Annotated in this window: 22 protein-coding genes; 9 read left to right on the top strand and 13 right to left on the bottom strand. The window is 50.8% G+C overall.

Annotated features, from left to right (window positions below):
• Nucleotides 1-8: 8 nt before the first annotated feature.
• Nucleotides 9-2,864, top strand: a complete 2,856-nt coding sequence (locus tag GZ59_RS02085; protein WP_039289711.1) for a valine--tRNA ligase — start codon at nucleotides 9-11, stop codon at nucleotides 2,862-2,864.
• Between the two features lie 193 nt (nucleotides 2,865-3,057).
• Nucleotides 3,058-3,708: a DUF421 domain-containing protein gene (locus tag GZ59_RS02080; protein ID WP_011092030.1), complete on the top strand. Its 651-nt coding sequence runs from the start codon at nucleotides 3,058-3,060 to the stop codon at nucleotides 3,706-3,708.
• 258 nt (nucleotides 3,709-3,966) lie between these two features.
• Here GZ59_RS02080 and GZ59_RS02075 read toward each other — a convergent pair whose 3' ends face one another.
• Complete coding sequence (locus tag GZ59_RS02075; protein ID WP_039289708.1) at nucleotides 3,967-4,203, bottom strand: hypothetical protein; 237 nt, start codon at nucleotides 4,201-4,203, stop codon at nucleotides 3,967-3,969.
• Nucleotides 4,200-4,451 carry a hypothetical protein gene (locus tag GZ59_RS02070; RefSeq protein ID WP_420806824.1) on the bottom strand — a complete coding sequence of 84 codons (252 nt, stop codon included), beginning with the start codon at nucleotides 4,449-4,451 and terminating at the stop codon, nucleotides 4,200-4,202. Before GZ59_RS02070 ends, GZ59_RS02075 begins: the two co-directional genes overlap by 4 nt.
• A gap of 198 nt (nucleotides 4,452-4,649) precedes the next feature.
• Between GZ59_RS02070 and GZ59_RS23780 the strand changes: the two genes are divergently transcribed.
• Nucleotides 4,650-4,871: a SymE family type I addiction module toxin gene (locus GZ59_RS23780; protein ID WP_011092027.1), complete on the top strand. Its 222-nt coding sequence runs from the start codon at nucleotides 4,650-4,652 to the stop codon at nucleotides 4,869-4,871.
• Nucleotides 4,872-4,916: 45 nt separating this feature from the next.
• Here GZ59_RS23780 and GZ59_RS02060 read toward each other — a convergent pair whose 3' ends face one another.
• Together GZ59_RS02060 and GZ59_RS24015 are read right to left on the bottom strand one after the other, a co-directional pair.
• Nucleotides 4,917-5,189 (bottom strand): DUF6911 family protein, encoded by a 273-nt coding sequence (locus GZ59_RS02060; RefSeq protein ID WP_226302323.1) that lies wholly within the window; start codon nucleotides 5,187-5,189, stop codon nucleotides 4,917-4,919.
• 111 nt (nucleotides 5,190-5,300) lie between these two features.
• Entirely contained in the window at nucleotides 5,301-5,405 is a 105-nt protein-coding gene (locus GZ59_RS24015) for a cytidine deaminase-like fold-containing protein (protein WP_419720749.1), read from the bottom strand.
• Here GZ59_RS24015 and GZ59_RS22510 point away from each other — a divergent pair.
• Nucleotides 5,397-5,495 (top strand): SymE family type I addiction module toxin, encoded by a 99-nt coding sequence (locus GZ59_RS22510; protein ID WP_080641363.1) that lies wholly within the window; start codon nucleotides 5,397-5,399, stop codon nucleotides 5,493-5,495. The genes GZ59_RS24015 and GZ59_RS22510 overlap by 9 nt on opposite strands.
• Nucleotides 5,496-5,580: 85 nt before the next feature.
• Here the strand turns inward: GZ59_RS22510 and GZ59_RS02055 are convergent, their stop codons facing one another.
• The 7 genes from GZ59_RS02055 to GZ59_RS02025 form a co-directional block, all read right to left on the bottom strand.
• A complete protein-coding gene (locus GZ59_RS02055; RefSeq protein ID WP_011092025.1) occupies nucleotides 5,581-5,955 on the bottom strand; it encodes a DUF6896 domain-containing protein in 375 nt (124 codons plus the stop codon).
• A gap of 1 nt (nucleotide 5,956) precedes the next feature.
• Nucleotides 5,957-13,042: a hemagglutinin repeat-containing protein gene (locus GZ59_RS02050; protein ID WP_039289703.1), complete on the bottom strand. Its 7,086-nt coding sequence runs from the start codon at nucleotides 13,040-13,042 to the stop codon at nucleotides 5,957-5,959.
• Between the two features lie 71 nt (nucleotides 13,043-13,113).
• Complete coding sequence (locus GZ59_RS02045; protein ID WP_103791591.1) at nucleotides 13,114-14,892, bottom strand: ShlB/FhaC/HecB family hemolysin secretion/activation protein; 1,779 nt, start codon at nucleotides 14,890-14,892, stop codon at nucleotides 13,114-13,116.
• Between the two features lie 373 nt (nucleotides 14,893-15,265).
• Nucleotides 15,266-16,885 (bottom strand): methyl-accepting chemotaxis protein, encoded by a 1,620-nt coding sequence (locus GZ59_RS02040; protein ID WP_011092020.1) that lies wholly within the window; start codon nucleotides 16,883-16,885, stop codon nucleotides 15,266-15,268.
• Between the two features lie 207 nt (nucleotides 16,886-17,092).
• Nucleotides 17,093-18,172, bottom strand: coding sequence for an alpha/beta fold hydrolase (locus GZ59_RS02035; RefSeq protein WP_011092019.1), 1,080 nt, complete (start codon nucleotides 18,170-18,172; stop codon nucleotides 17,093-17,095).
• Nucleotides 18,173-18,526: 354 nt separating this feature from the next.
• Nucleotides 18,527-19,564, bottom strand: coding sequence for a M48 family metallopeptidase (locus GZ59_RS02030; RefSeq protein ID WP_011092018.1), 1,038 nt, complete (start codon nucleotides 19,562-19,564; stop codon nucleotides 18,527-18,529).
• A gap of 16 nt (nucleotides 19,565-19,580) precedes the next feature.
• Nucleotides 19,581-20,762 carry a YjgN family protein gene (locus tag GZ59_RS02025; protein WP_011092017.1) on the bottom strand — a complete coding sequence of 394 codons (1,182 nt, stop codon included), beginning with the start codon at nucleotides 20,760-20,762 and terminating at the stop codon, nucleotides 19,581-19,583.
• Nucleotides 20,763-21,171: 409 nt separating this feature from the next.
• On the opposite strand from GZ59_RS02025, the gene GZ59_RS02020 reads away from it, so the two are divergent.
• Nucleotides 21,172-21,675 (top strand): GNAT family N-acetyltransferase, encoded by a 504-nt coding sequence (locus GZ59_RS02020; RefSeq protein ID WP_011092016.1) that lies wholly within the window; start codon nucleotides 21,172-21,174, stop codon nucleotides 21,673-21,675.
• A 192-nt stretch (nucleotides 21,676-21,867) separates the two neighbouring features.
• On the opposite strand, the gene rraB is transcribed toward GZ59_RS02020, so the two are convergent.
• Nucleotides 21,868-22,293 carry a ribonuclease E inhibitor RraB gene (rraB, locus tag GZ59_RS02015; RefSeq protein WP_011092015.1) on the bottom strand — a complete coding sequence of 142 codons (426 nt, stop codon included), beginning with the start codon at nucleotides 22,291-22,293 and terminating at the stop codon, nucleotides 21,868-21,870.
• Between the two features lie 161 nt (nucleotides 22,294-22,454).
• On the opposite strand from rraB, the gene argF reads away from it, so the two are divergent.
• The gene (gene argF, locus GZ59_RS02010) at nucleotides 22,455-23,462 is read left to right on the top strand and encodes an ornithine carbamoyltransferase (protein WP_011092014.1); all 1,008 of its coding nucleotides are present in this window, start codon (nucleotides 22,455-22,457) and stop codon (nucleotides 23,460-23,462) included.
• Nucleotides 23,463-23,508: 46 nt separating this feature from the next.
• Here argF and GZ59_RS02005 read toward each other — a convergent pair whose 3' ends face one another.
• Nucleotides 23,509-23,976: a NanQ anomerase/TabA/YiaL family protein gene (locus GZ59_RS02005; protein WP_011092013.1), complete on the bottom strand. Its 468-nt coding sequence runs from the start codon at nucleotides 23,974-23,976 to the stop codon at nucleotides 23,509-23,511.
• 448 nt (nucleotides 23,977-24,424) lie between these two features.
• On the opposite strand from GZ59_RS02005, the gene pyrB reads away from it, so the two are divergent.
• The 3 genes from pyrB to ridA all read left to right on the top strand — a co-directional run bounded on the left by pyrB (nucleotide 24,425) and on the right by ridA (nucleotide 26,325).
• Complete coding sequence (gene pyrB / locus GZ59_RS02000; RefSeq protein WP_011092012.1) at nucleotides 24,425-25,360, top strand: aspartate carbamoyltransferase; 936 nt, start codon at nucleotides 24,425-24,427, stop codon at nucleotides 25,358-25,360.
• Nucleotides 25,361-25,375: 15 nt separating this feature from the next.
• Nucleotides 25,376-25,840: an aspartate carbamoyltransferase regulatory subunit gene (pyrI, locus tag GZ59_RS01995; RefSeq protein WP_011092011.1), complete on the top strand. Its 465-nt coding sequence runs from the start codon at nucleotides 25,376-25,378 to the stop codon at nucleotides 25,838-25,840.
• Between the two features lie 98 nt (nucleotides 25,841-25,938).
• Nucleotides 25,939-26,325, top strand: a complete 387-nt coding sequence (gene ridA, locus GZ59_RS01990) for a 2-iminobutanoate/2-iminopropanoate deaminase (RefSeq protein ID WP_011092010.1) — start codon at nucleotides 25,939-25,941, stop codon at nucleotides 26,323-26,325.
• Nucleotides 26,326-26,378: the final 53 nt, after the last annotated feature.

Raw genomic sequence — 26,378 nt, 5'->3', positions numbered from 1 at the left:
TGAGCATAATGGAAACGAAATATAACCCGCAAGATATCGAGCAGCCGCTCTACGAACACTGGGAAAAGCAAGGCTACTTCAAGCCGCACGGCAACACGAGTAAAGAAAGCTTCAGCATTATGATCCCGCCGCCCAACGTCACTGGCAGCTTGCATATGGGTCATGCTTTCCAGCAAACCATTATGGATACGTTGATCCGCTATCAGCGTATGCAGGGCAAAAATACTCTGTGGCAGGCAGGCACCGACCACGCTGGCATCGCTACGCAGATGGTCGTTGAGCGCAAGATCGCAGCAGAAGAAGGCAAAACTCGCCACGATTACGGCCGCGATGCGTTTATCGACAAAATCTGGCAATGGAAAGGCGAATCCGGTGGCAATATTACCAATCAGATGCGCCGTCTGGGCAACTCCGTTGATTGGGAGCGCGAGCGCTTCACCATGGATGAAGGCCTGTCCAACGCGGTGAAAGAAGTGTTCGTCCGTCTGTATAAAGAAGACCTGATTTACCGCGGCAAGCGTCTGGTGAACTGGGATCCGAAGTTGCGCACTGCGATTTCCGATCTGGAAGTAGAAAACCGCGACGTGAAAGGATCGATGTGGCACCTGCGTTATCCGCTGGCTGATGGCGTGAAAACCGCCGAAGGGAAAGACTATCTGGTCGTTGCTACTACCCGCCCGGAAACTATGCTGGGTGATACTGGCGTTGCCGTTAACCCGGAAGATCCGCGTTATAAAGATCTGATCGGCAAGGAAGTGATTCTGCCACTGATTGGCCGCCGTATTCCGATCGTTGGCGACGAACATGCCGACATGGAAAAAGGCACTGGCTGCGTGAAGATCACGCCAGCCCACGACTTCAACGACTACGAAGTCGGTAAACGCCACCAGTTGCCGATGGTAAACATTCTGACGTTCGACGGTGATATCCGCCAGAGCGCTGAAATTTTTGATACCAATGGCGAAGCCAGCACCGCTTGCAGCAGCGAAATTCCAGAGGCTTTCCAAGGTCTGGAACGTTTTGCCGCACGTAAAGCGCTGGTAGCCGCATTCGATGAACTCGGCCTGCTGGAAGAGATCAAAGCGCACGACTTGACCGTTCCCTACGGCGACCGTGGTGGCGTTGTCATTGAACCGATGCTGACCGACCAGTGGTACGTGCGTGCTGCCGTGCTGGCTAAACCGGCGGTGGAAGCCGTGGAAGATGGCCGTATCCAGTTTGTACCAAAGCAGTACGAAAACATGTACTTCAGTTGGATGCGTGACATTCAGGACTGGTGTATCTCCCGTCAGTTGTGGTGGGGCCACCGTATCCCAGCCTGGTACGATGCCAATGGCAACGTCTACGTCGGTCGTACCGAAGCGGAAGTTCGCAGTGAAAACAATCTCGCTGACGATGTCGTTCTGAATCAGGATGAAGACGTGCTGGATACCTGGTTCTCATCCGGGCTGTGGACGTTCTCTACGCTGGGCTGGCCGGAGCAAACGCCCGATCTGAAAGCCTTCCACCCAAGCAGCGTGATGGTCAGCGGCTTCGACATCATCTTCTTCTGGATTGCCCGCATGATCATGCTGACCATGCACTTCATCAAAGATGAAGACGGCAAGCCGCAGGTGCCATTCAACACCGTCTACATGACCGGCCTGATCCGTGATGAAGAAGGCCAGAAGATGTCCAAATCCAAAGGGAACGTGATCGACCCGCTGGATATGGTAGACGGCATCTCGTTGGAAGCTCTGCTGGAGAAGCGCACTGGCAACATGATGCAGCCGCAGTTGGCGGAAAAAATCCGCAAGCGCACCGAGAAACAATTCCCGAACGGCATCGAGCCTCACGGTACAGATGCTTTGCGCTTCACGCTGGCGGCGCTAGCCTCCACTGGCCGCGACATCAACTGGGATATGAAGCGTCTGGAAGGTTACCGCAACTTCTGTAACAAACTGTGGAACGCCAGCCGTTTCGTGCTGATGAACACCGAAGATCAGGATTGCGGTTTTAACGGTGGCGAAATGGAGCTATCGCTTGCTGACCGCTGGATTCTGGCGGAATTTAACCGTACGGTGAAAGCCTACCGCGATGCACTGGACGGCTATCGCTTTGATATTGCTGCCAACATTCTGTACGAATTCACCTGGAACCAGTTCTGCGACTGGTATCTGGAGTTGACGAAGCCAGTGATGAACGGTGGTTCAGAAGCGGAACTGCGCGGTACACGCCACACGCTGGTTACTGTACTGGAAGCCTTGCTGCGTCTGGCACATCCGATTATTCCGTTCATTACCGAAACCATCTGGCTACGCGTTAAAGCGCTGAAAGGCATTAACGACGACACGATCATGTTGCAGCCTTTCCCTGAGTTCAATGCCGCGCAGGAAGATACGCTGGCATTGAACGATCTGGAATGGATCAAACAGGCGATCATCGCCGTGCGTAACATTCGTGCAGAAATGAATATCGCGCCGGGCAAACCGCTGGAAGTATTACTGCGCGATGCCACTGCTGAAGCACAGCGTCGTGTGGAAGAAAACCTCAGCTTTATCCAAACGCTGGCGCGTCTGGAAAGCATTACGCTGCTGCCTGCGGGCGATAAAGGTCCGGTTTCCGTCACTAAGCTCATCGAGGGTGCCGAGCTGTTGATCCCAATGGCTGGTCTGATCGATAAAGCGGCAGAACTGGATCGTCTGGCGAAAGAAGTGGCGAAACTCGAAGCAGAGATTGGCCGCATCGAAAGTAAGCTGTCTAACGAAGGCTTTGTGGCACGCGCACCGGAAGCGGTCGTCGCCAAAGAGCGTGAGAAGATGGACGGCTATGCCGTAGCGAAAACCAAACTGCTGGAGCAGCAAGCGGTCATCGCAGCGCTGTAACTTTTGCTTATTCCTCATCTCAGCCCCGGCACCTTGCCGGGGCTTTTTTTCTCCTGCCCTATCCGGCGAACAAGTGAATAGTGCTCACCAATCCGTACAGTGTTGCTATAGTCAATAGACGGGTACCGACCACACCGCCTGTACCAGGCCATAATAAGATGAAAAAATAGTCAGGGCAGCAACGGAGAAAAGAATGGAATATTATGGATATGTGTTATTAAAATTCATCATCGGTTTTACCATTGTCATCACACATTTAAATTTTTCGGGTAAAACTCAGCTCTCGCAAATGACCCCCGTCGACTTTATTGGCAACTTCATATTAGGCGGTATCATCGGTGGTGTTATTTATAGCGACAGCATTCCACTTTACCAATATGTAATTGTGCTACTTATTGGTGTCAGCCTGATTTCTATTCTTAACTCTATCAGTAAGAATATTTATTTTTTCCGCTCTGTCAGTATTGGCGACCCGATCCCTATCATTAAGAAAGGCCAATTCCTGATGGAAAACATTCTGCAAAAGAAAAATAAGATAGATATTATCAACGTTGCTTCACAGCTCCATGCTCAGGGGATCAATTCCTTCCAAAAGATAAACTATGCGCAAATTGAACCCAACGGACAACTAAGCGTCATTTGTGAGGGTATGGAAATGCCGTCAGTAATTGTCATTAAAGATGGAAAACCCAGGAAATATGATTTATGTGAAATAGAAAAAGATGAAGAATGGCTCTCTGCCGAAATTGCACGACACGGTATTGAATTAGATAATATTTATCTGGCTGAATTCTGGAAAGGAAATCTCATGTTTATATTAAAAGATGGTACCGTCGTAAAATAGACGCGTTCATCGCCTATTAACGAGAAGTTCCTCATAGCTATTATTATTCCTGCGGGAATCAGTTATTGGAAATTTTTTCTATTTTATACTTCAGTACGCCTGCACTCATGCTCTGCTGTTTACTGTCGTAAACGTCGCTGTCCTGCTCACTGCGCAACAGTAGGTAAGAGCACAGACAATCATTATTGTCGTAACGATGATTGAGGCCATGTTATAGATCTAAAGCTTCCGGCTTAACTTCGGGAGCATTAGACTCATTTATTTCTCTTTACTAGCCCTGAATCGGGACATAATCCATATTCCGACTCCTGTTGTGATTCCTACAACTGTTCCTCTTTTTAGTGAAAAAACCACATCGTCCTGCCAGCTAATAATAAACGTTCCATTTTTTAAATAGATTAAAAATGCAGCGCACAAACACGCTGCAAAAACAACCATAATCATAGTGATAGAACAAACTATAAGCAGAGTTAATAGTAGTTTTAGGGAGCTCATTTAGATTCTCCTGTATTACCAGCCTTATCTTGAACTTTGCTTCCCGCCACTTCACTCGCTAAGGCACCACCAATAGCACCTGTCATACTGGCTGTTTTATCTGAAACTACAGGGAAATATTTATTCCCGACTTCAAGCACTTTACCACCTCCAGCACCAACTGCCGTACCGACTCCCGCTGCAATAGATGCCGTCAACGGGTCTTTGTTCTGCAACTTCGCGCCAGCGTACGCACCCGCTACACTCACCACTTCTGTAAACCAGAATCCCCTACCTTGCGTTACCAGCAATATCTATCACCTGACTGCTGATTTCTGCAATCACCTGCATTTGTTGCAGACGCTTCTGCTCTTTCTCTTTGTCAAAAATCGGGCTCAGCGTCTGATTTGCATGTTCAACATCGTTACTCAGCTGTGCGAGGTCTCAAACTCCGCTCGGTTCTCGACGTGGATAAGTCAGAACCCGCCACATCCCAAGCATTACTCCACCTGATCAGCTATGTCAGCCGCCGTCACGCCGACCGCAGCGATATGACGCGCTATTACAGCCGAAGTCCCAGCCTGCACCTTCAGGACCACTGGCTGGAAGCGGCAGGATTTGAGATAGATATCCCGGTCGTCATCACCGTTGAGCAGGGGCAACTGGTGATACGGCCTGCGCCTGAGTGACTGATAAAAAAATCCCGGCTTGTTTGAAGGGCCGAGATTGCTGTATTAATTCAGAAGATTCGTTGATACGTTGCCAGTATCGAAGAACTCTTTAAAGATCCTGACAGCAAGATTAAAATCCCTTGTTACTTGCTGTGCTGGCCAGTTATCTCCCAGTATCATTATTTCAATATTAGGCTGAGAAAGATCATTGAATGTCCTAACAACATACTCATCGTCTCGTATTCCACTTAACGTCATAAAGTAAAAACCTTTCTCAGTCCTGAGTTGCAGCATTTCAGCTTCATTTTCATCGCTGTTAATTACATCCAGAGTCAAAGTGCCTTCCACGTCTTTAAGTAGATACAAGCAACGATTAATATCATCCCATGATGATATTTTTTATTTCCACCTTTACCCGCTAAGGTCCAACTTAATTTGAGTACCATTTTAATCCCTAGCCTTAAGTGATTTCATTCCCGGTTGCCAATAAAGAACGGAGCCTGTAGTTTCTTCATATATTGTTAAAGATTTCAGGCCAGCCTTATCCGCCATCGCCGCAGCACCAGCCTGCACCTCAAGGGCGACTGGCTCGAAGCAGCAGGATTTGCGACCGATACACTGGTCGTCATCACCGTTGAATAGGGTCAACTGGTGATACGGCCAGTGGCTGAGTGACAGGCAAAAAAATCCCGGCCTTTTTAGGGACTGGGATCCTTTGACTACTTAATCATATCAATTCGTATTGCTTTTCTGATATTTTTTGCAAAATCCCAGACTCAACCATTCCATCTAAAACCCCCTTTATCTCATGATCATCATATGATGAAAAATATTGAGATAAGCGCCATATATCTATCAATTTGGGATTTTTGACATTGTTAACATCGACCACCGCCTCTTTCTGATCGCTGTTTATTAAAAACCTAATACCTTTACCGTGTTTAACAAAACCCCATTCATCATTATTAACAAAAACAGTCCCTTTCTTAGGGAAGTCCAGCAAGAAGTCAAAGTCCTTTAAGCTTGGATAAGCGATAAAGAAAGCCTTCATTAGCATCTCTTGAAGACTGATAAAACTGATAATTTCCCTTTCGTTCATCATATCAATACCTTACCCTTGCTTCAGCGGCTTCACGCAAAAGTTGATCACCTTGCTCTTTCGTAACTTCATGTATTCTAACTGGTATATCTTTAATTCCGGCTTTTGCTGCTGCTTCAGCTCTATGATGGCCATCAATAATAATTGCTTTACCATTTACGATAGCAACGTCGACAGGTTCATTGATATCAAAGCCATTCGCTTTCATATCTTTTACAAGACGTTTTACTTGTGAGCCCGACATTTCATTTTTATTTTGCCTACTAATTAGAATGCTTGGATCTACGTTCTTAGTAGTTACTTGAGAAGTTCCATTTCCAGTGTTATGTCCAGCCTTACTTGTTCCTCCAATAATCCCTGCCGCACTTGTCGCCCCTGCTTGAGCAATCGTATTAATAGCAAGCTGTGACGCCTCATCCGAACCGCCCACTGCTTGTGCGTTATGTATCGCCTTTATACGTCCAGCTTCCAGAGCAGGCGTCACAATGTGCAGATAAGTCCACTCCTCAAGATCTGCACCACTCAAGTGGCCATTGGCCCGAAGTTTTTCCCCCAGTTCCTCAATTCGCTGACCATAATCTGCCTGCAACTCCGCCATTTCTTTGGCTTTTACAACACAAACATCAACGCTGGAGCAATTTTCAACACTCTTGATTTGTTCATCGGAGATTTTCTTGAACTTCTCCGTCACCCCGTCTTTACAGGCACTATCACTGCCACAGGATGACATTTCACTTAAGCGTTGACGGTTCTCATCCGTACTCAGGAAGTTATTCTCCACCGCATTCTGACTTGCCTGCGCACCTGCTACCGCGTTGGTGGTTGAGTCACCCACTGTGCCGGCTGCAAGACCGCCAGCCAGAAGCGAAAGCGTCGTGACCGTCTGTTTTTCGCTTTCGGTCATTTCCGAGATGGCTTTACCCGGATATAACCTGTCAGCAATAACACGCGCCGCCAGCTCACCCGTCGCGGCACCGGCAGCACCCGCTAGCGCACTGTTGCCGCTGGCTTCCGCCACAATCCCGCCCAGCACAGCGTGCGCTACCGCATTGGCGACAATATTGACGTTATCATTTGCATCCGTCGTCGCTTTCTTGATTTCTGCCGCCAAATACGGGGCCGCTGCACCCGCTATCGCCTGCGCAACGTTACCACCCGCCAGTCCCTGCACCGCTGCCGAGACCGCCATGATGCCCTGACGAATGGCTCCACCGGTGCCAAAACCAGAACTGTTCAATGCCTGAGTATAGGCTTTGTCATACGTCGTTTGATAAACGTATTTCTGAATCTCGGCATCGGTCGGGTTCAGGTTTGGCTTGTCCCCTTTCGCAAAGGCGTCTCTCGCCATCTTCCTGTCAGCATCAGAGAGACCAGCAGTCTTCGCGTCGGCCTCCGCTTTCGCAGCTTTCGTCGCAATGATTGCCCCGTGCGTACCGGCAATATCTATCACCTGACTGCTGATTTCTGCAATCACCTGCATTTGTTGCAGACGCTTCTGCTCTTTCTCTTTGTCAAAAATCGGGCTCAGCGTTTGGTTTGCATGTTCAACATCGTTACTCAGCTGTGCGACATCCTGACGCTGGTTGGCTTCGTCACGGATAACCAGTTGCCCATTGCTGACCGCCGCACGCGTGGTGCTCGCCGCATTACCGTCATTATTTCCGCTTATCAGCGAGTTGGATGCCAGATTACTCAGCATCTGCATGCCAACTGGCCCACCGGTGCTGATACCGACACCGCTGTGCGAGGTCTCAAATTCCGCTCGGTTCTCAATGTCACTAAAGCCCAGCGTCCCGGTGTCTAATCGGTTTTTCGCGGCCTCTGCCGTGGAGCCAATCACCGCGCCATCAAGCTGCGTCTGGTTGCCCACCTGCACATCGTAGCCACCCTGCCCGGCAAACAGCCCAGTCTGCTCCTGCACACTGCGATAGTCGCTGTGCATTTTGTCCTTGCTCATGCTGAAATTGGCTGACGCGGTTCCCGCACCATAAATCGGAATGCTGACGCCTGCACTCATGCTCTGCTGTTTGCTGTCGTAGACGTCGCTGTCCTGCTCACTGCGCAACAGCAAGTCCCGCCCAACGCGTGCCGTGATCTGTTGCCCGCTGACCTGTGCACCCTGCAATGTGGTATCGCGGCCGCTGTTTAGCCGTACCTGACGCCCCGCGTCCAGCAGCGTTTCAGTGTGGCTAAGTCCTTCACCCAGTTCACTGCCTTTCGCTTTATTCATGCTGGCATTCACGCTCAGGCTAAAGCCACCGCTGCCAACACCAAGGCTCAGGCCAATGCTGCCACCTTTGCTCTTGTTGCTCCCTTCCGTGTGCTGACTGTTCTGTGCGGACAATAGCTGGATATCACGTGCCGCATCCAGCGCCACATCCTGACCCGCGCGCAGCTCGCTTCCCTGCACGCGAATATCATCACCCGTTGCGGTCAGAGACAGGTTTCTACCCGCGTTCAGGCTACTACCTTGTGCGGTGCGCTGCTCCACCGTTTGCTCGGATTTCGATGACTGGCTTCCCAGCGAGACGCTGACGCCCACGACATTGTTATTTGTGGGATCGTCTTTACCTTTCAGCGCCGCCAGATACGCAGCTTGCCCCGCTTGTACGCCGCTGAGCGTCGCTTTCACACCCTGTAAAGCTTGAAGGCGGCCATCCTCCGTCTCTTTAGCCGTCTGCGCCGTTTGTACCGCCGTATTCACCATACCGCCAACCGTGCCACTCAGCGCCAGCGTTAACCCACTCTGCTTCTGTTCATAGGTCTGCCGTTGCGTCTGACTGTTCTCCGCTGCCGTCACGTCTATCGTCTTACCTTGCAGTGCCACATCCTGTCCGGCCACTACGTCGCTACCTTTCACGGTCAGTTGATTACCCGCCAGCAGCGTCGTGTTGCCTTTTTCACTGCCTATGATGCTGGCTTTCTCACTCATGCCATCGGTATCGGTCGTGCTCTTTTGGCTAGCCTGACCGATGGTAAATCCGATGCCGCCGCTACCCATCAGGCCAGATTTTTTCTCTTCCTTTAAATGTGTTTCCTGATGATTCTCTTGCGCCGTGGTCACGGTAATATCGCGTCCGGCGGTAATACCGACATCCTGCGTACCCGCAACGGAGCTACCCGCGATCTGCACATTATTGCCAGCACCGATCGCCACCGTCTCGCCGCTGAACGAACTGCCCACTGCCGATTGATGCTGAATACTGTCATGGCGTTCGCTGGACTGTGCGGAGAGCAAACCGCGACTGCTTTGCTTGCTGTGTTCCGTCAACGTGTAGGATGACTCACCGCTGGCCAGGTTAATGTCATTGCCCGCTTGAACTTGTAGCCCCTGCTGCGCGGTAACAGACGCCGCAGTCGCATTCAGATTTTGTCCCGCACGTAATGCTATCTGGCCATTGGCGACAATGTCGCTACCGATATCTTCGCGTGCCTGATAATGGCGATAATTATTGCCGTCCCAGTCGCTATTCAGCGTTTCCGTGGTCGTCAGCGTCGCTAGGTTCAAGTTGTTCCCCGCGCTGATCAGCGTGGAGCTGTCCGCGCCCGAGTTAATCACCTGGCTACCGATCAAGTTGATGTCCTTGCCCGCCGCCAGCGTCAGTTCACCTTTATCATTCTGAACGTACATGCCCGCGACGCGATCCAGAATGCGGTTATCCTCACCGCCACTCAATGTGCTGGTACTGTTGATATTGCCGCCCGCCAGTGCGGTCAATTTGTCTTCTGCCTGAATGACGCCACCGACGTTATTCAGATCGTTACGAACCTGTAGCTGAACCTGTTTACCCAGCAGAGAGCCGCCCTGATTGTCCAACGCATCAGACGAGATAAACAGAGTATCGCGCGCGGCAATACGTCCGCTGTTCAGCATGCCGCCAGCCAGCCCAACAGAGATCGTATTCCCTGCCAATAGGCTACCCGCACCGATTTGTTCATTCGAGCGGACTTTGGAGTAGACCTGTGGGACGAGCACCGTCTGCGAGGAACCATCTGGCAAGGTCACCGATTTTCTCACCATCCAGACCATGTCAGTGGTGAGCAATGCCATCTGCTCTGGTGTCAGTACCACCCCCGGTGTCAGCGAGAACTGATGACCAAATGCGATACCCGCATCCATCAATGCCTTGTACTGAGCCTCATCGCTGTTATAACCCGCCAGATAGCGTTGTCCGGTTAATTGTGCGATCTGCTCACGTACTTCACGCTGTTCGTAGAAGCCATCGCCCAGTCGTTTATCTTGCCCTTCGATACTGAAGGCTTGCAGCATATAATCAGAGCTAAGCCACTGCTTCTGATTGGTAAAACGTGCATCCGTTTCCACCAGATAGTGGCTCTCTGCAGCAGGTTGCAGCGTAAATAAACTACTGCCCGGGAGCGTCACCGTCGGCGTACCCACATTCTGACCAACGTTACCTGCACGCAGCGCCGTCACCGCATAACCCGATCCGTCGAATGCAGCCTGGCTACGCCAGTCGTGCACTTTTAGATCGATCGTTTCGACTTGAGCAGTTGGCGCATAGTTATTGCCGTCAATACCCTGTGAGGTTTTTGTTACCCCGCGCCAGTTCTTTTTCTTCTTGGCATACCAGCGCTCCTGACGTCCCCGATCGGTGGTGGTACGTTCGCCCGGCGTCGCAAGATTGCTCAGTTCCTTCACACCGTCAATCAATAGACCTGCCGCAATTACCCGGCTGTCGTTGTTGGTCATCCGCGCCGCCGTCAGATACAAATTACCGCCAGACAGGATCTGCCCCGGATCGCTCTCTTTCACTCGCGTTTCGTTTACCGTGCGGGTGTAGGTATAGCGATAGAAATTATCGTCAGCGTACCCATCCGGCATATGCGCAGTGTTCACGCCATATTTATTGTCTGTCAGCCAAATATCGCTCCAGTTGTAGCGGGTAGTATGTCCACGCAGTACGGCTTCATCGACTCGGGTCGCGCTGGTAACGATTTCCGTCACCAAATTATCGTTAACGTTATGAATCTGGCGGGCAGATAGCGCCATATCGCCGATAGACTCAATGGTAGCGCCGTGGTTATTGATCGCCTCAGCCTGACCTGTCGCCCTGCCTTCTGCATCCAGATTACGTCCCAACGCCATCACGCCATCGCTGTAAATCAGGCCGTGTTGACGATTATTGAGCGTGCCGACGCCTAGATCCAGACGCTGACGTGCGGCGATCGTTGCCCCGATACCTGCTTCGTTCACATTGTTCAGCGTCTGTGCTTGCAGGCTGATCCAGTCCCCATAGACGCGACCGCTGCCGATATTGTTTAGCGTGCCCGCATCAATACGGGTTATCCCCCCATCGATTAGGCCGCGGTTGGTTAACGCATCCGACAGTACCAATTGCGTCTTTTGGCTACTGATTTCACCACTGGCCTGATTATCGAGACGTGCTGCCGTCAGCGTCAGTTCACTACCAGACTGGATTTTTTGGCGGTTGGTAACATCACCCACCACGGTGAGATCGAGTTTACCGTTTGCAATCACATCGCTCTGGTTGTCGAAGTGCTGTACGGCGGTGAGCGACATGTCACCCAGCGACAACAGTTGACCGTCGCCGCTCAGGCTATCGGCTTGCACATCCAGTTTTTTCCCGGCGATGAGCGTGCCTTCGGCGTTATTGACGGCTTTCGCCGCCGTCACCTTAAGGTGGTTATCCGCACTGACTTTCGCTTTACGGCTGGAAACCGATCCGGTGGTGGCGTTGAGCGTAACATCGGTCGCCTGCGTCTGGCCGCCATCGGTATTCACCTCTGCCGCAGCCATCGTCAGCGCCCCACCCGCGAGTTGCTGGCCGTTGGCATCTGCACGCTGGCTGGCCGTTAGAGAGAGATTGCCAGTTTGCGCCACCGAGCCGTCGCTGTTGATTCCCGCCCCCAGTACTGCGCCTTTCTGGTTGGTGATATTTGCTGCTTTCACCGTCGCATCGCGCTGTGCCGCCAGTACGCCGCGGTTAGCCGTCTGTTGCTGAGTGCTGACGCCCACATCACGCTGGGCGTAAACCTTACCGCTATTATCCAGCTCACGCCCCGCCAGTTGTACATCCTGCGAGGCATTAATGCTGCCGCTGTTTTCAATGCGGCCATCGGCAGAGATCGTCACGCTTCCCGCCTGTGCGCCAATCGCACCCGCATTGCGTACCCCAACGCCTTGCTCCGTACCAATGAGCTGGATCTTGCCCGCATACATACCGCCGAGTTGCGCCACGTCCACTGCCAGCTTCGGCTCAGCGCGTTCCGTTGACGCTGAAGTCGTCGCTGCTTTCTCGATGTTCTGCTGTTCGGCATCGACAGTATTACGTCCTGCCGTCACCTTCAGGTCGTTCGCCCACAGCCCGGCGTTGATCTCTACAGTCTGTGCAATCAGGTCGGTATAATCCTGACGGCTGGAGTCCATCCCCGCCCCCTGAACGCGAATAGTGCCTTTCTCAACCTGATAGCCCTTAAGCTGGCCGTTTTCCATCATCGCCTTGCCGGTCGTCAGCGTCGCGCGGTTAGCATTGATGAAACCACAGCCATCACAGGTGATACCCGACGGGTTGGCAATGACGACCTGCGCTTTTTTCCCTGCGACTTCGATATACCCGTTTAATTTGCTGGGATCGCGTGAATTCACTTCGTTCAGAATGATCTTCGCTTCGCCTTTAGCCAGCCACGGGTTACCCGCAACCCAGCCGCCTTGCTGCGTTTGCACCTGATTACGCGAGTTATTGAGGATGGCACCCTGCTGATTCACATCGAACTGGCTGTAGACATTGCGCGATACGCCGCCTGCACTTGGCGTTTGAATATTGACCTGCGGCGTCCCGTTTGCAGTTTGTAATACGGTAGGTTTCTGGTTACCGGGCGCGTTGCCATCCGCCACAATGTTCGCCTGTGCCACAGGCGCAAGCGTAACAAACCCCATCACGCCCAGTAGCAGGAACGTCAGCGGGGAAAGTCGCCCTGTTATCTGGCTCAGCGTTGGCCCAAGGCTGGACGGAACGGAATCTTTGGCGCAGCCGCGGCAAAGTTCAGAGACCACCATCAAAACGCCGCGAGCGCGATTAAAAACGATGCGATACAGGTGCTTATTCATTCTTGTTATCCATTCAAAGAAAGAAATTTTTCAACAAACAGGTTCACGACTGGCACATTCCAACGAATGCTTTAGTACTGCCAGTTCAGGCTAAAGCCGAAGACGGCCGGGCTAGTTTCAAAGCCATCAGGCTTGGAAAGCGGAATGCCCGCAAACAGGTCATAGCCGGTGTTCAATACGTTGCCACGCACCCCGATTACGCCACCTGCCAAATGGTTACCAACCAGCATTTCTTTGCTGTTGTTACTGATCTCGCCGTAATCCACACCCAGATACAGTTCCTGATTCTGAAGCGGCGTGCGCCAGGCAAGTTCATTACGAACCAGCCAGCCGTCGTCGGCGCTGAGCGTGAGCTCGCCGTCAAAGCCGCGGACCGTCCAGCGGTTACCAATGGAGAACTGATCCTGTGCAGTCAGGCGGGTGTTCGCAAGCTGACGGCGGTATTGCACGTTGTAGCGGAAAGCTTCGTCAAACACGGCGAACGGAACATCCAGCTCGGAAGAGAACTGAATGATTTTTGATAGCCCGGTTCCTTCATCATTGGTTTCTTCCGGAACGGGCTGCGCACCGAACCAGCGAGTACCACGTTGATAGCTAACAGCAGCATCCAGCGTGGCTTGGGAAATATAGTGACGATGCTGTAAACCCAGACGCCATCCCGCTGTTTTACGCCGCTGCACCTCAACCTCGGTATCATTGACAAAGTTGCGTGATTCGCGCGTCATGACCTCATAGCTCACCGACGTCTTCTGGCTACCGCTACGATGCAATACTCGACTGAGCTGGAAATTGAGGCTCTCGTTTTCGCCGCTATAGGTATAGTTTTCATTTAATCCGGCGATCGTCTGGTGATAGTCATAACCGCTGGCGGTCATCCCGGCCTGCCAGTAACCAAAAGGCACCGAATAATGGGCAACATAGCTCTTGCTGCCTTTACTGCCACGACCTTGCAGATCGTGGCCGCCATAAAGATAGAACGTGTCGCTGAGTGAAAAGGGGTTATCAAGGAAAAGCGTCAAACCACCCTGATAGCGCCCTGTGCTTTTGTTGCCGGAATCGTCCAGCGTCGCACCGAGTCGCCAGTGCTTTGCTTGTTTATAGCCAACGACGATATCGCTTTCGCCCGGTTTCTCTCCCGGAACCAGTTGCATATCAGCCTGCGCAGTCGGCACACGCTGCAAATTCTCCAGCCCTTGCTCAATATCGCGCAAATCGAGCAGTTCACTTTCACGTGCAGGCATAGCGCTGTAGAGCTGAACATAACGGTCACTGTCCGGCGACAGCGTTATTTTGCCGACCTTGCCAGCCATTACCACCAGCTTCAGCGTACCGCTTTTCAGATCCTGAGCGGGTGCGAGTACGCGTGCGGTCACATAGCCGTGATTCACCAGACGGTTTTGCAACGCGCTCATTAACAAGTTAATGCCTTTACCGCCCAAACATTGGCTCACCGCCTGATCGGCCAGCCGCTGCAACGGTAGCCAGCCGGGGAAATCCTCAGTTCCCTGTAATTCCACCTTTTTGATGGGAAAGCAGGGTGTCATCTCCACGGGAAAATGCAGCCGCGTCAGAAACGCCCCCGGCTCCTGTAGACGCACATCCGGTGCCTGAGGTGAAAGCTGTCGCTCTTGCGCACGCTGCCGTTCCTGCTGATTAATTTGCTGCTGGTTGATCTGACGCTGATCGAGCTGTTGCAGCTCGGCTGATGTCGCGGCATTCGCTATGACTGCAAAGAAAGGTAAAGGCAGCGCGAAGAATAGCGAACGAATTAATAGGGTAATCACCAATGTAATTGGTTTTATTTTATTGATTTTTAATGATAAAAAATAAAATAGAACAATCCTTGTCATGATAGATAAACCTAAAGATGCAAATAATTAGTTACATTTTCATATCAGATAAAAATATTAGGAATGAGAACTGTCTTATTCGTTCTTATCTCAAATTGACAAGGCAGAGGGGAAACTAACGGGGAGTGTGGCGTTCAGATAGGATCTCGCGTTGGAATATCTATACCCTAAATAATTCGAGTTTCAGGCAGGCGGCAAGGGAAGGAATCCCGATGAGCTTACTCAGGTAAGTGATTCGGGTGAGTGAACGCAGCCAACACACATGTAACTTGAAGTATGACGGGTATATCGCATCATGTTGTGGTTTTGAGGATTACCGTCTGTTTTCTTTTCTGATACAGGCAAATAAAAACAGACGGTGGTCGTTTAACGATTAGCGGGCATCAGCCAGCGTAATGTTCTGACGTAAGCCGGGCAACACGTTGTCCATTTCCCTATTTTCTCTTGCGATCTGGAAACGGGAAACAGACTGTTGCAGGTTAATAACCTGTTCCTGAAGCGCATTTGCTGAGGTCGCCACTTCTGCTACTAATGACGCATTCTGCTGAGTCACGCCATCCATCTGATTAATAGCGATATTAATCTGCGAAATGCCTCGACTCTGCTCGCTGGAAGCCAACGTGATTTCATCCATGATATCGACGACCTTCTTCACATCCATCAGCACTTCGTCCATGGTGTTACCGGCCACTTCAACCAGGCCGGCACCCTTTTCAATACGGCTGAGAGAAGCATCAATCATCGTGCCGATCTCTTTCGCTGCGGTCGCGCTACGCGCAGCCAGCATCCGTACTTCAGAGGCAACCACCGCAAAACCTTTACCGTACTGACCTGCACGCGCAGATTCCACCGCAGCGTTCAGCGCCAGCAGGTTGGTTTGGAAAGCAATGCCGTCGATCACACCAACAATGTCGGAGATCTTGGCAGAACTCATCTTAATAGAACGCATGGTATCAACCACTTCGGAGACAACATTCCCGCCGCGAGACGCGGAATCAGAGGCCTTCTGCGCCAGTTGATTCGCCTTGCGTGTGTTGTCTTCGTTATTTTTCACCGTCGACATGATCTGTTCCATGCTTGAGGCGGTTTCATCCAATGAGGCTGCCTGCTGCTCGGTACGGCTGGAAAGATCGATGTTACCGGATGCGATTTCTTCTACCCCAACGCTGATTGCATCGGTTCCGTTACGCACCACGCGCACCATATTTTCCAGCCCGTCACGCATGCGCTGAACGGCGGCAAACAGGTGAGCGATTTCATTTTTCCCGCTGCTATCAATCTGCGCACGCAGGTCGCCTTCAGCAATGCGGTCAAAGACAGAAATAGCCTGATTAAGCGGTTTCACGATCATGTTGGTCATCACAGACCAGGCCAGTGCCGCCAGCAGCAACGCACAGGCAATCGCAACGTATAGAATGGTTTCCATCAGTTCCACACGCCCATTTGAATCCGCATAGGCTTCATCAATGCTCTTCAGCTTGAAGGCAACCAGCGCTTTAGAGGATTTATCAAACGCGGCGTACAGCACCGTCGATTTTCCAGCACGCTGGCGATATTCGTCCAAGTTCCCTGCGTTAAGTGCCGCAAATGCCGGATCGATAAAGTCCTGCATCAGCGCATTGCGCTTCTCAGCCATGTCCGAAGAAATGGCTTTTTCCTCTTCGTACTGCGGGTATTTCAGGTATTCCTGCCATTTTTCGCTAGCGCCGTCGACCTTGCCTCTGGCGCGTCCCAGCGCGACTTTAGCCGCCTCGAGGTCCCCTTTTCCCATTAATGATTCGTACAGACGTAAATCCAACCGACCACGCAACAGCAGTTCGGAGCTGTCATTCAGCGCAACCAACCCTGGCAGCACTTCCATATCGACGCGAGCAAATGATTTGTTCCCTGACTGAACCGCAATCAGCCCTAAAACGCCGACAAAAAGCAGTAACGCCGCTAACGAGAACACCATCATGCTGAGTGCAGTACGGATCTTTATCTTACGAAACATAAATTATCCCTGTGGTCTGAAAATAAGAAAGGGTGAGCGCCAGTTCTGCAGCGGAGCCGTTCAGTTGTTTACGTAATAGTCGTTATATTTCAATTTCCAGACGTGTTCATCCCCACAACCTGAAATAAATCCGTCGTAATAAAATAAAGAAATATATAAAGAGGATAATGACCGACAGAAAATTAGCTTTCTGGCGGTCATTAAGATTTATTTTTTATTCTTTTTCTGAGCCTGATTCTTGTCTAAGAAACGTTGCAGCTCATCTTTATAAAATTTCGCCGACATCATAGTGCCATGCCCGCTGGTATCTTTACTGGCGGGAATAAGGAATAATGTTGCCTGCTTAATTTTCTTAAGCTCATTCTCCAGGATGCCTGTTTCAACAGGATTACGCTCATCATCCGCAGAGTTAATTACCAGAACAGGAGCCTTAATTTTATTCAATTCCAGCGCAGCGTTATAATTTGCAGATGAGCCCCAGAGATAAATAAAGTCATTGGCATCGCTGGTTGAAGGCACCGCGAGGCGATCTTCTACCAACTTGTCCGCCTGAGCACGCGTCGGCGCTTTGCTCTGATACGCCAGCGTGCCGCCAGTGGTGGCAATGCTAAACATAATGTTGGCTGTTTTTAACGTTGGTGGCTGCTGAGTATAATCACCGTGATTCCACACAGGATCGTTCTTGATGGATTCAATCAAGATGCGACGCATCATCCAATTACGACCAGACAGTTCATTCGGCAGCGACGCCATTGGCACCAGCGCATCCATCATATCTGGGTATTTTTCACCCCAGAGCCAGGTTTGCATACCGCCCATGGAATATCCCATCACCAGGCTCAGGTGATTAATCCCCAGCCCTTCTTTGATTAAGCGATATTGTGCCTGCACCATATCGTTATAATCGTACTGTGGGAATTTCATCCGTAAGCCGTCTGATGGTTTGGACGATTTTCCAGAACCAATGCTTTCCGGCATGATAATAAAATATTTACTGCTATCCAGTGCCTGACCCGGCCCGAACAGCTCTCCGCCAAAGCCATTTGCCAACAGCGCTTTAATCGGCTGGTTCGTTCCATGCAGTAATAACACGGCGGGCTTGGTTTTATCACCGATGGTGTAATAGTGAATTCGCAGATCTTTTAATTTTTCGCCGCTGTTGAAGATAAATTCTGGCGCGATCCAGTCGCCTTCTTTGGGCTCTGGAAAATTGCTCTGTGCATGCGTTAATAGTGACAGCATTAACAGAAATGCGCCCACCACACCTGATAGAATTCGATTAATCATAAATAACTCTTCGGTAATCATGAAGCCGTGAAGCCGCGATTTTAATGTCTATTAGGAAAAATCCCAATAAACATAAGCGGACTAATAATAAAAAGAGATTATTCTCTGATTTTTTTATTTATCGCGAGAGATTCTACAAGAAGTTTTTAATAGGATGATATTTAACGCATTCCCGTTAATCGTCTGACTACGCTACTCATCCTTTCCGCCTCAAATTAACGTTCGTAAAATCAGCAAAAAACGAGGATTTTTCGTTCATATACCTAACAAGAAAGCCGATAGTGCGCCGCTATATTCGCGCACTATCGACATCAGACAGGGGTTAATTCGGGGTTGAGAATCAAGAGTTGGGGATTAGTGCTTATTCATCTCTCTTTCAATCGTTTCCAGACGCTCATCCATATCTGGGTGCGTACTCAGCCAGTCAGGTAAATCCAGCGAATCAATTTCATCCTGACTGCGGTCTTTAGCGATCAAGGCCTGATACATTGCCTGCATTGACTGAAGTGAACGTCCCTGCTGCTGCATTTCTGCTATTGCCCATGTGTCCGCTTCCCTCTCCATATCACGGGAAAACTGCATCTCGTTGATGAAGGCGGCAGACTGCAACACGGTATCTCCGATTCCACTGACATCTCCCGTCATCCACATGAACGTCAGCGACACCAGCGATGAACGCACCACCATGCGCATTGGGTGGCGATAGGCGTGGTGCCCCATTTCATGCAGCATCACCGCGGCCAACTCATTATCACTTTTCGCCAGCGTCACCAGATCGTCGCTGATAATTAAGGTGCCATCTGCCAGCATAAAGGCATTCGGCCCGATAGGCGCAGACATGATCTCCAGACGCAACGGCGTTTTATCTTCCCGCATGTCAGCAGGCATAACCTGTTGAAACAGAGTTTGCATCTCTTGCTGGCGTTCAATAGGCAGCTTGGAAGGCTTAAAATCACTGTGCCGCAATAGCTTCAGCGTATTTTGTCCCAGTTGCTGTTCGATAGCGGTAGGAATGCGTAGCGCCAGCGTGGAACTCGCCCAAGGCAGCACCACGTAAACGTAGTTTATGACTATCAAAATCGTGGCAAATAGCGTGAGAATGACGCCACGCTTATGGCGTTCCAGGCGATGGACAAGCCCCGGTCGACGCCGCGCAGAATACCACGCGCGAAAGGTGGGATCGTCGGCAGGCACAAAACGGCCGCCGTCAGGAAATGTTAGCGTCAGAGGAATGGAGCCCAGCGCATCGGAAACCGTGACCTGCTCCAACGCAAATGTCGTGTTCGATGATCCGGTGTTCAGCACCATCGTCGAACCGTTGTCCGTTAAATGAAGAGAAGCGGCCACGCGGGCCGCCAATCCGGGGTATTGATAATGCCCCTCAATATTCATATTCCTGCCTTATAACTTAAAGGCCAACACCCAAATCGAGGGCTTGTACCGCTTCTTCGGCCAGTGCGCTGTTTGCTGTGTCTTGGTGTGCCTGAACGTGCAGCAGTGCCAGATCGCCTTCAACCGCAGTTGCATTCGCGAGATAGCGTGCATGACGAATCTCTGCCACCGGAGCTGCCCAACCCAAAGAGAAAATAGTGATCAGGCTATTGGTTATCAGCAGCCCCATGTAAGACATCGTTTGCATGGAAGAGTGCAGTTTCACCCCACCGTTCAGCGACGTCTGGTTAAACAGATAATTGCGCTGTGCGACGACCAGATAGCTGCTGGAAACCAGCACGCCCAGCAACGTCACAATGATCATCATAATAAAATTAAAGACATTGCTCAGCAGCATCATTAGTACAAGTTCTTCATTTCCACCGCCCATCATCATCGTTTGGAACAACGTGAAAAAGAACGAGCTCATGAATGACAGCGCCGCGATCAGGAAAGGAACAAAAATCAGCAGGCTAATCAGGGAGAACTTAATAAACACCGCTTTCGTCAATTCTGCTTTAAATGCTGTTTTGCCGAAGAATAGGTTATTCACATAGAAATCGAGCTGCATCATTTTCATGATGCCATTTACCGCAGCAAACCCTGGAATAGCAATTGCCAGCGCAATGAACCCAATCAGAATGGGGCTATTGCTCTGCATACCGATCATGACAACAACAACCAGAGCGATATAAAAAGCCAGCAACAGCAGGATAGGGCAAAGCAATAATACCCAATATGCACGGCCCGTCTGGCAATGATAATTAAAACGGATGCCACGGTAGCTGGACATAATGGCGTCATAGCGCCAGTTGCGGATCACCAGAACCGGAATAAGTGCCGCAAATGCCAACGCGAGAATCGTCCCCAGCGTAGGTGACACCATCATTACGATATAAAACAGAATAAGGCTGCCGATAACCAGCAAGCGTCCTTTAAGGATCTGAATAGGCTGCGCGTGGTAATCAAAACGATCACCGTTAATTTCCGTATTACCATAAAAATAACGGCGGCGGCGCACGGTGGCCCAGGCAGAATAAATACCCAGAGTGATGACCGTTAATAACGCATTCACCAGCCAAATTGCAAAATATTCCCCAGCCTTACCGTGAAACTGCACGCGATGCTGCGTGCTATTTTCTGAAGTATTGATTGTCATAACCCTTTAATCCTAAAAGAAATAAGCCTCATATACTCGTAATACTTCAAGCTGCATGTGCGTTGGCTGCGTTCACTCACCCGAATCACTTACCTGAGTAAGCTCATCGGGACTCCCTCTCTTGCCGCCTTCCTGCAACTCGAATTATTTGGAGTATAAAACGTATTATTCGATACGTTATTGGCATACAAAAAGCGGCTCATTTAAGCATGTCCTGTTAATGACAACAATAAAAGTTAACAGCAATTAAACAAATTCATATACTTATGAATTACAAGGAATAGAGAAACCAACACGGAGGCAACATGAAGTATGACGGGTATAGACGTTGCATCAATGTGGTCTGTAATGGTATTACAATCGGCCAAGATCATTACCCTCGTCAACCGTAAGAACAAGAGTACGTATTATGACAACCGCGACCTCCGCCAATCTTCAGGTACGCCCAATCACCGCGCAGGATGATGCCGCTATCGCTCAGGTCATCCGCCAAGTTTCTGCCGAATTTGGTTTGACGGCCGACAAAGGCTATACCGTTTCCGATCCCAATCTGGACGCGTTGTTTGCTCTGTATAGCCAGCCGAAAAGCGCCTATTGGGTGGTTGAATATGAGGGCCACATAGTTGGAGGCGGCGGTATTGCGCCACTGGTCGCGGGCGAAGAGGATGTGTGTGAATTACAGAAAATGTATTTCCTACCCGTCGTACGAGGCAAAGGGCTAGCACGTCAGTTAGCGATACAGGCACTTGATTTTGCTCGTCAGCATGGCTTTCGCCGTTGCTATCTGGAAACAACCGGCCACCTGACCAGCGCGATTCGGCTGTATGAGTCTCTGGGCTTCGATCCTATTCCCCATTCAATGGGCAACACGGGCCATACCGATTGTGAAGTGACGATGCTGAAGGTGCTGTAAAAGTAGTATCGATTGTTTCAGGTTCGAGATACCGGGGCGACCACGGTGCGAGGTGTCCCTACGGGAACCTCATCACCGTGTTTCCCCTAAACCCACGCTTAAGCTATCGGCATGACAATCAAGTAAAAAAACCAAAAAAACGCCGCAGGGTATTCCTGCGGCGTTCAGTGAGGCTGGGTTCAAGCTCAATGATTAGTGGCGTTTGCCGTCATCATCTTCATCATAAAAATCTTCATCATCGCCTTCTTCTTCGCCTTCACCATCTGGGTCTTCGAAGTAGGTGCCCCAACCGTCGTAATGCACACCGTGGCGTTCTGCCAGCGCCAGCAGCTGTTCTACCTGTGCGTCGATCAGTTCCGCCTTCAGCGCCACTTCACTGATAGCATCGCAGCACATCAGCAACACGCCCTCTTCTACTTCCAGTTCTTCTGCATCCGTCATTTCATAGCCCAGCTTGAAGGCTTCTACAGCGACTTTTTCCAACACTTCAAACTTCTCAGCAGAGAAATGGTGTTCAATGGTATAGAGCGCGTCAGGATCGCTGCCATCATCCAGCAGTTCTTCGATGATCAGGCGTGTCTCTTCCCGTTGCTCTTCCAGTAATTCGCGGTTTGCCATGCCTCAGTCCTCATTAATCGACGTAATATTACTTATTGTCCCACAGCCCTGCGGCTTGCTCCACCACAAAGTTTGATATCACCACTTGAATTTGAATAATTACACATATAAAGTGAATTTTAATTCAATCAATGCTATTGGATCACATGGAGAAGTACATCATGCAACCGTTCTATAAGCGTCATTTTTTAAGGTTAATGGATTTTACGCCCGCAGAAATTGCCCATCTTTTAGCCCTGTCAACGAAACTGAAGGCTGATAAAAAAAACGGGATTGAAACCCGCCGCCTGCAAGGTAAGAACATCGCACTCATCTTCGAAAAAGATTCGACTCGTACTCGCTGCTCTTTCGAAGTTGCTGCATACGATCAGGGCGCGCAAGTGACCTATCTCGGCCCGAGCGGCAGCCAAATCGGTCATAAAGAATCCATCAAAGATACCGCGCGCGTACTGGGAAGAATGTACGACGGCATTCAGTATCGCGGCTACGGCCAGCAAATTGTCGAGACGCTGGCGCAATATGCGGGCGTTCCAGTTTGGAATGGGCTGACAAATGAATTCCATCCCACGCAGTTGCTGGCAGATTTGCTGACAATGCAGGAGTATTTACCGGGTAAAGCGCTGTCAGATATGACGCTCGTCTACGTCGGCGATGCGCGCAACAATATGGGTAACACCATGCTGGAAGCGGCGGCGCTGACCGGGTTGGATTTACGTCTTGTTGCGCCAAAAGCCTGCTGGCCGGATGCCGGTCTGGTGGCTGAGTGTCAGGCGGCGGCAAAACAAACTGGCGGCAGCATCACGCTGACGGAAGATATCGCCGCAGGCGTTGCGGGTGCGGATTTCATCTATACTGACGTCTGGGTTTCTATGGGAGAACCTAAAGAGACTTGGAAAGAGCGTATCGCGCTGCTGAAACCGTATCAGGTGAACATGGCGATGATCGCTGCAACGGGCAATCCGCAGGTGAAGTTCCTGCACTGCCTGCCTGCGTTCCATGATGACCAGACAACCATGGGTCAGCAAATGGCGGAACAGTATGGTCTGCACGGTGGAATGGAAGTCACTGACGAAGTCTTTGAATCCGCGCACAGTATCGTGTTCGATCAGGCGGAAAACCGCATGCACACCATCAAAGCGGTGATGGTCGCCACGCTGGCGCAGGATTAAGGTTTGCTTCCCTCCCCTGCGTGGGGAGGGATATTTTTCTGCCGGTTTACACCACCAGCGACGCGTCGATTTTCACCACAGCTTTGCGCACGTGCGCGGGTTCACCAACGGCACACAGCGGCTTGTGCACTTCTCCTGGGAAGAAGACGACAAAATCCCCTTCCTGCATCACAAACAGCTTTTCCTGTTCGCCTGCAGGCAGAAAAGCAATATCTTTATCCGCCAACCAATCAGTATCTGGCTTGCCCGCAGGCAGGTTGCTGAACGTCATCCCTTCCACACCGGACAACACAATCTGAATGTCCAGATACTTGGCGTGATATTCGGCACGACGTTTTTCCAGCAGGTCCGTGCTGTCGTTGGAGATCAGCACAAACACGCTATTGCCCTCGATATCATGCTTACCCAACGGCGTGTCTGCCGTGATGTTTTGCTTCACGTATTCAATCGCTTCACGCAGTTTGGCTGGAAGATAAGGAACCAAGTCAAGGTGGTGGACATTGCCAGTAATCATAAAAACCTCGTTGATATAAAAAATGAAACCCTGTTTTATAATCCTTATACTCTCCAAATGTGGCACCCGCCAGCGCGTTAATCCGAAACAGTGAACTGCTCATCACTCTTCTTAACCGCACTTCTCCCGTCTACGACTGTCATGCATAGTGCATTCGCTAAGCAACCGATTGCGATGCGTAAAAAACCACGTTTTCTGCTTGAAATAGCCTAATCGGCGCGTATAATTCCCGACAGTTTGCCGGGAGGGGTCATGCACCGTTACACCAAAAAATCCGCTGCTTATGTTGGTTCTCAACCACAACTGCCATCTGGCAGCCAGACAGCGTTTTCCTTTCCGTCGCTCAATCGATCAATTAAGAAAGCCCCTCAATGAGGGGCTTTTTTTTGCCCACCGTTCGGGCAGCCAGATACGACATTTCCTGTTTACTCGTTAGGAGAAAGACAACATGGTCAATCCGCTCTATCAAAAACATATCATTTCGATTAACGATCTCAGCCGGGAAGATTTGGAACTGGCGCTGAATGTCGCTGCCAGTCTGAAAGCCAAGCCCCAGCCTGAGCTGTTAAAACATAAAGTGATTGCCAGCTGCTTCTTCGAAGCCTCCACACGGACGCGTTTATCCTTTGAAACCGCGATGCATCGCTTAGGAGCATCCGTCGTCGGTTTCGCCGACAGCAACAACACCTCGCTGGGGAAAAAGGGCGAAACGCTGGCCGACACAATCTCCGTCATCAGCCAATATGTTGATGCCATCGTGATGCGTCATCCACAGGAAGGCGCGTCCCGCCTTGCTACCGAGTTTTCCGGCGGTATTCCCGTGCTGAACGCGGGTGATGGTGCGAACCAGCACCCGACGCAAACGCTGCTCGATCTGTTCACCATTCAGGAAACGCAAGGCCGACTGAACAACATCAACATCGCGATGGTCGGTGATTTGAAATATGGCCGTACCGTGCATTCACTCACGCAGGCGCTGGCGAAGTTCGAAGGCAACCGCTTCTACTTCATCGCTCCAGACGCGTTGGCCATGCCGGACTACATTCTGAGCATGCTGAAAGAGAAGAACATTGCTTACAGCCTGCACAACAGCATCGACGAAGTCGTGGGTGAGCTGGATATTCTGTACATGACGCGCGTCCAGAAAGAGCGTCTGGATCCGTCCGAATACATCAACATCAAATCCCAGTTTGTCCTGCGTGCTGCCGACTTGGACAACGCCCGCCCGAATTTGAAAGTGCTGCACCCGCTGCCGCGCGTCGATGAGATCACCATTGATGTGGATACCACGCCCTATGCCTATTATTTCCAACAGGCGGGCAACGGTATTTACGCCCGTCAGGCACTGCTGGCGCTGGTCCTGAATCGCGAACTGGTTCTGTAAGAGGAAGAAACCATCATGACACACGATAATAAATTACAGGTTGAAGCGATCAAACGTGGCACGGTGATCGACCACATTCCCGCACAGGTGGGTTTTAAGCTGCTGACGCTGTTTAAACTGACCGCAACTGACCAGCGCATCACCATCGGCCTGAATTTGCCATCCAACCACCTTGGGCGCAAAGATCTGATCAAGATCGAGAACATATTTCTGACCGAGCAGCAGGCGAATCAGTTGGCAATCTATGCGCCGCAGGCTACCGTCAATCAGATCGATGGGTATGACGTGGTGCGCAAGCTGGTGCCGACGCTGCCTGATCACATTACCGGTGTGCTCATCTGCCCGAACAGTAACTGCATCAGTCGCAGCGAACCGGTTTCGTCGTCATTCAGCGTTAAGCAGCGCGATGGTGACGTTCACCTGAAATGTAAGTACTGTGAGAAAGAATTTGAGCGTCAGGCTGTGCTGCAAGATAGCTAGTTTTCTGCTTTGCCCCGTAATGGACATTGCCTGTCACGGGGCTTTTTTGAATAATGGCTGCGTCTGCGTTCCTTTTACGCCCCCATCAAGGAGATACCATGTCACGCACTATCAGCACTGAGCACGCCCCTGCCGCTATCGGCCCTTATGTTCAGGGCGTCGATCTTGGCAGCATGATCATCACTTCCGGCCAGATTCCGGTAAACCCGAAAAGCGGCCTGGTCGCTGACAACATCACCGCCCAGACACGCCAGTCACTGGAAAACGTTCAGGCCATTGTCGAAGCCGCTGGCCTGAAAGTTTCCGATATCGTGAAAACCACCGTATTCGTGAAAGACCTGCATGACTTCACCCTTGTGAATACCGCGTATGAAGCGTTCTTCAACGAACACGGCGCACCATTCCCGGCTCGCTCTTGCGTTGAAGTCGCACGCTTGCCGAAAGACGTGAAGATCGAAATCGAAGCGATTGCCGTTCGCCGCTAAGCACCATCATTGATCGTCCCCTTATCAAGACGCACCATTATGGTTGCGTCTTG

Origin of the sequence: Pectobacterium atrosepticum, assembly GCF_000740965.1 — a bacterium.
GTDB classification, from domain to species: domain Bacteria; phylum Pseudomonadota; class Gammaproteobacteria; order Enterobacterales; family Enterobacteriaceae; genus Pectobacterium; species Pectobacterium atrosepticum.
Note: the sequence above shows the minus strand (reverse complement) of the source record. Positions and strands in the feature narration are given on the sequence as shown.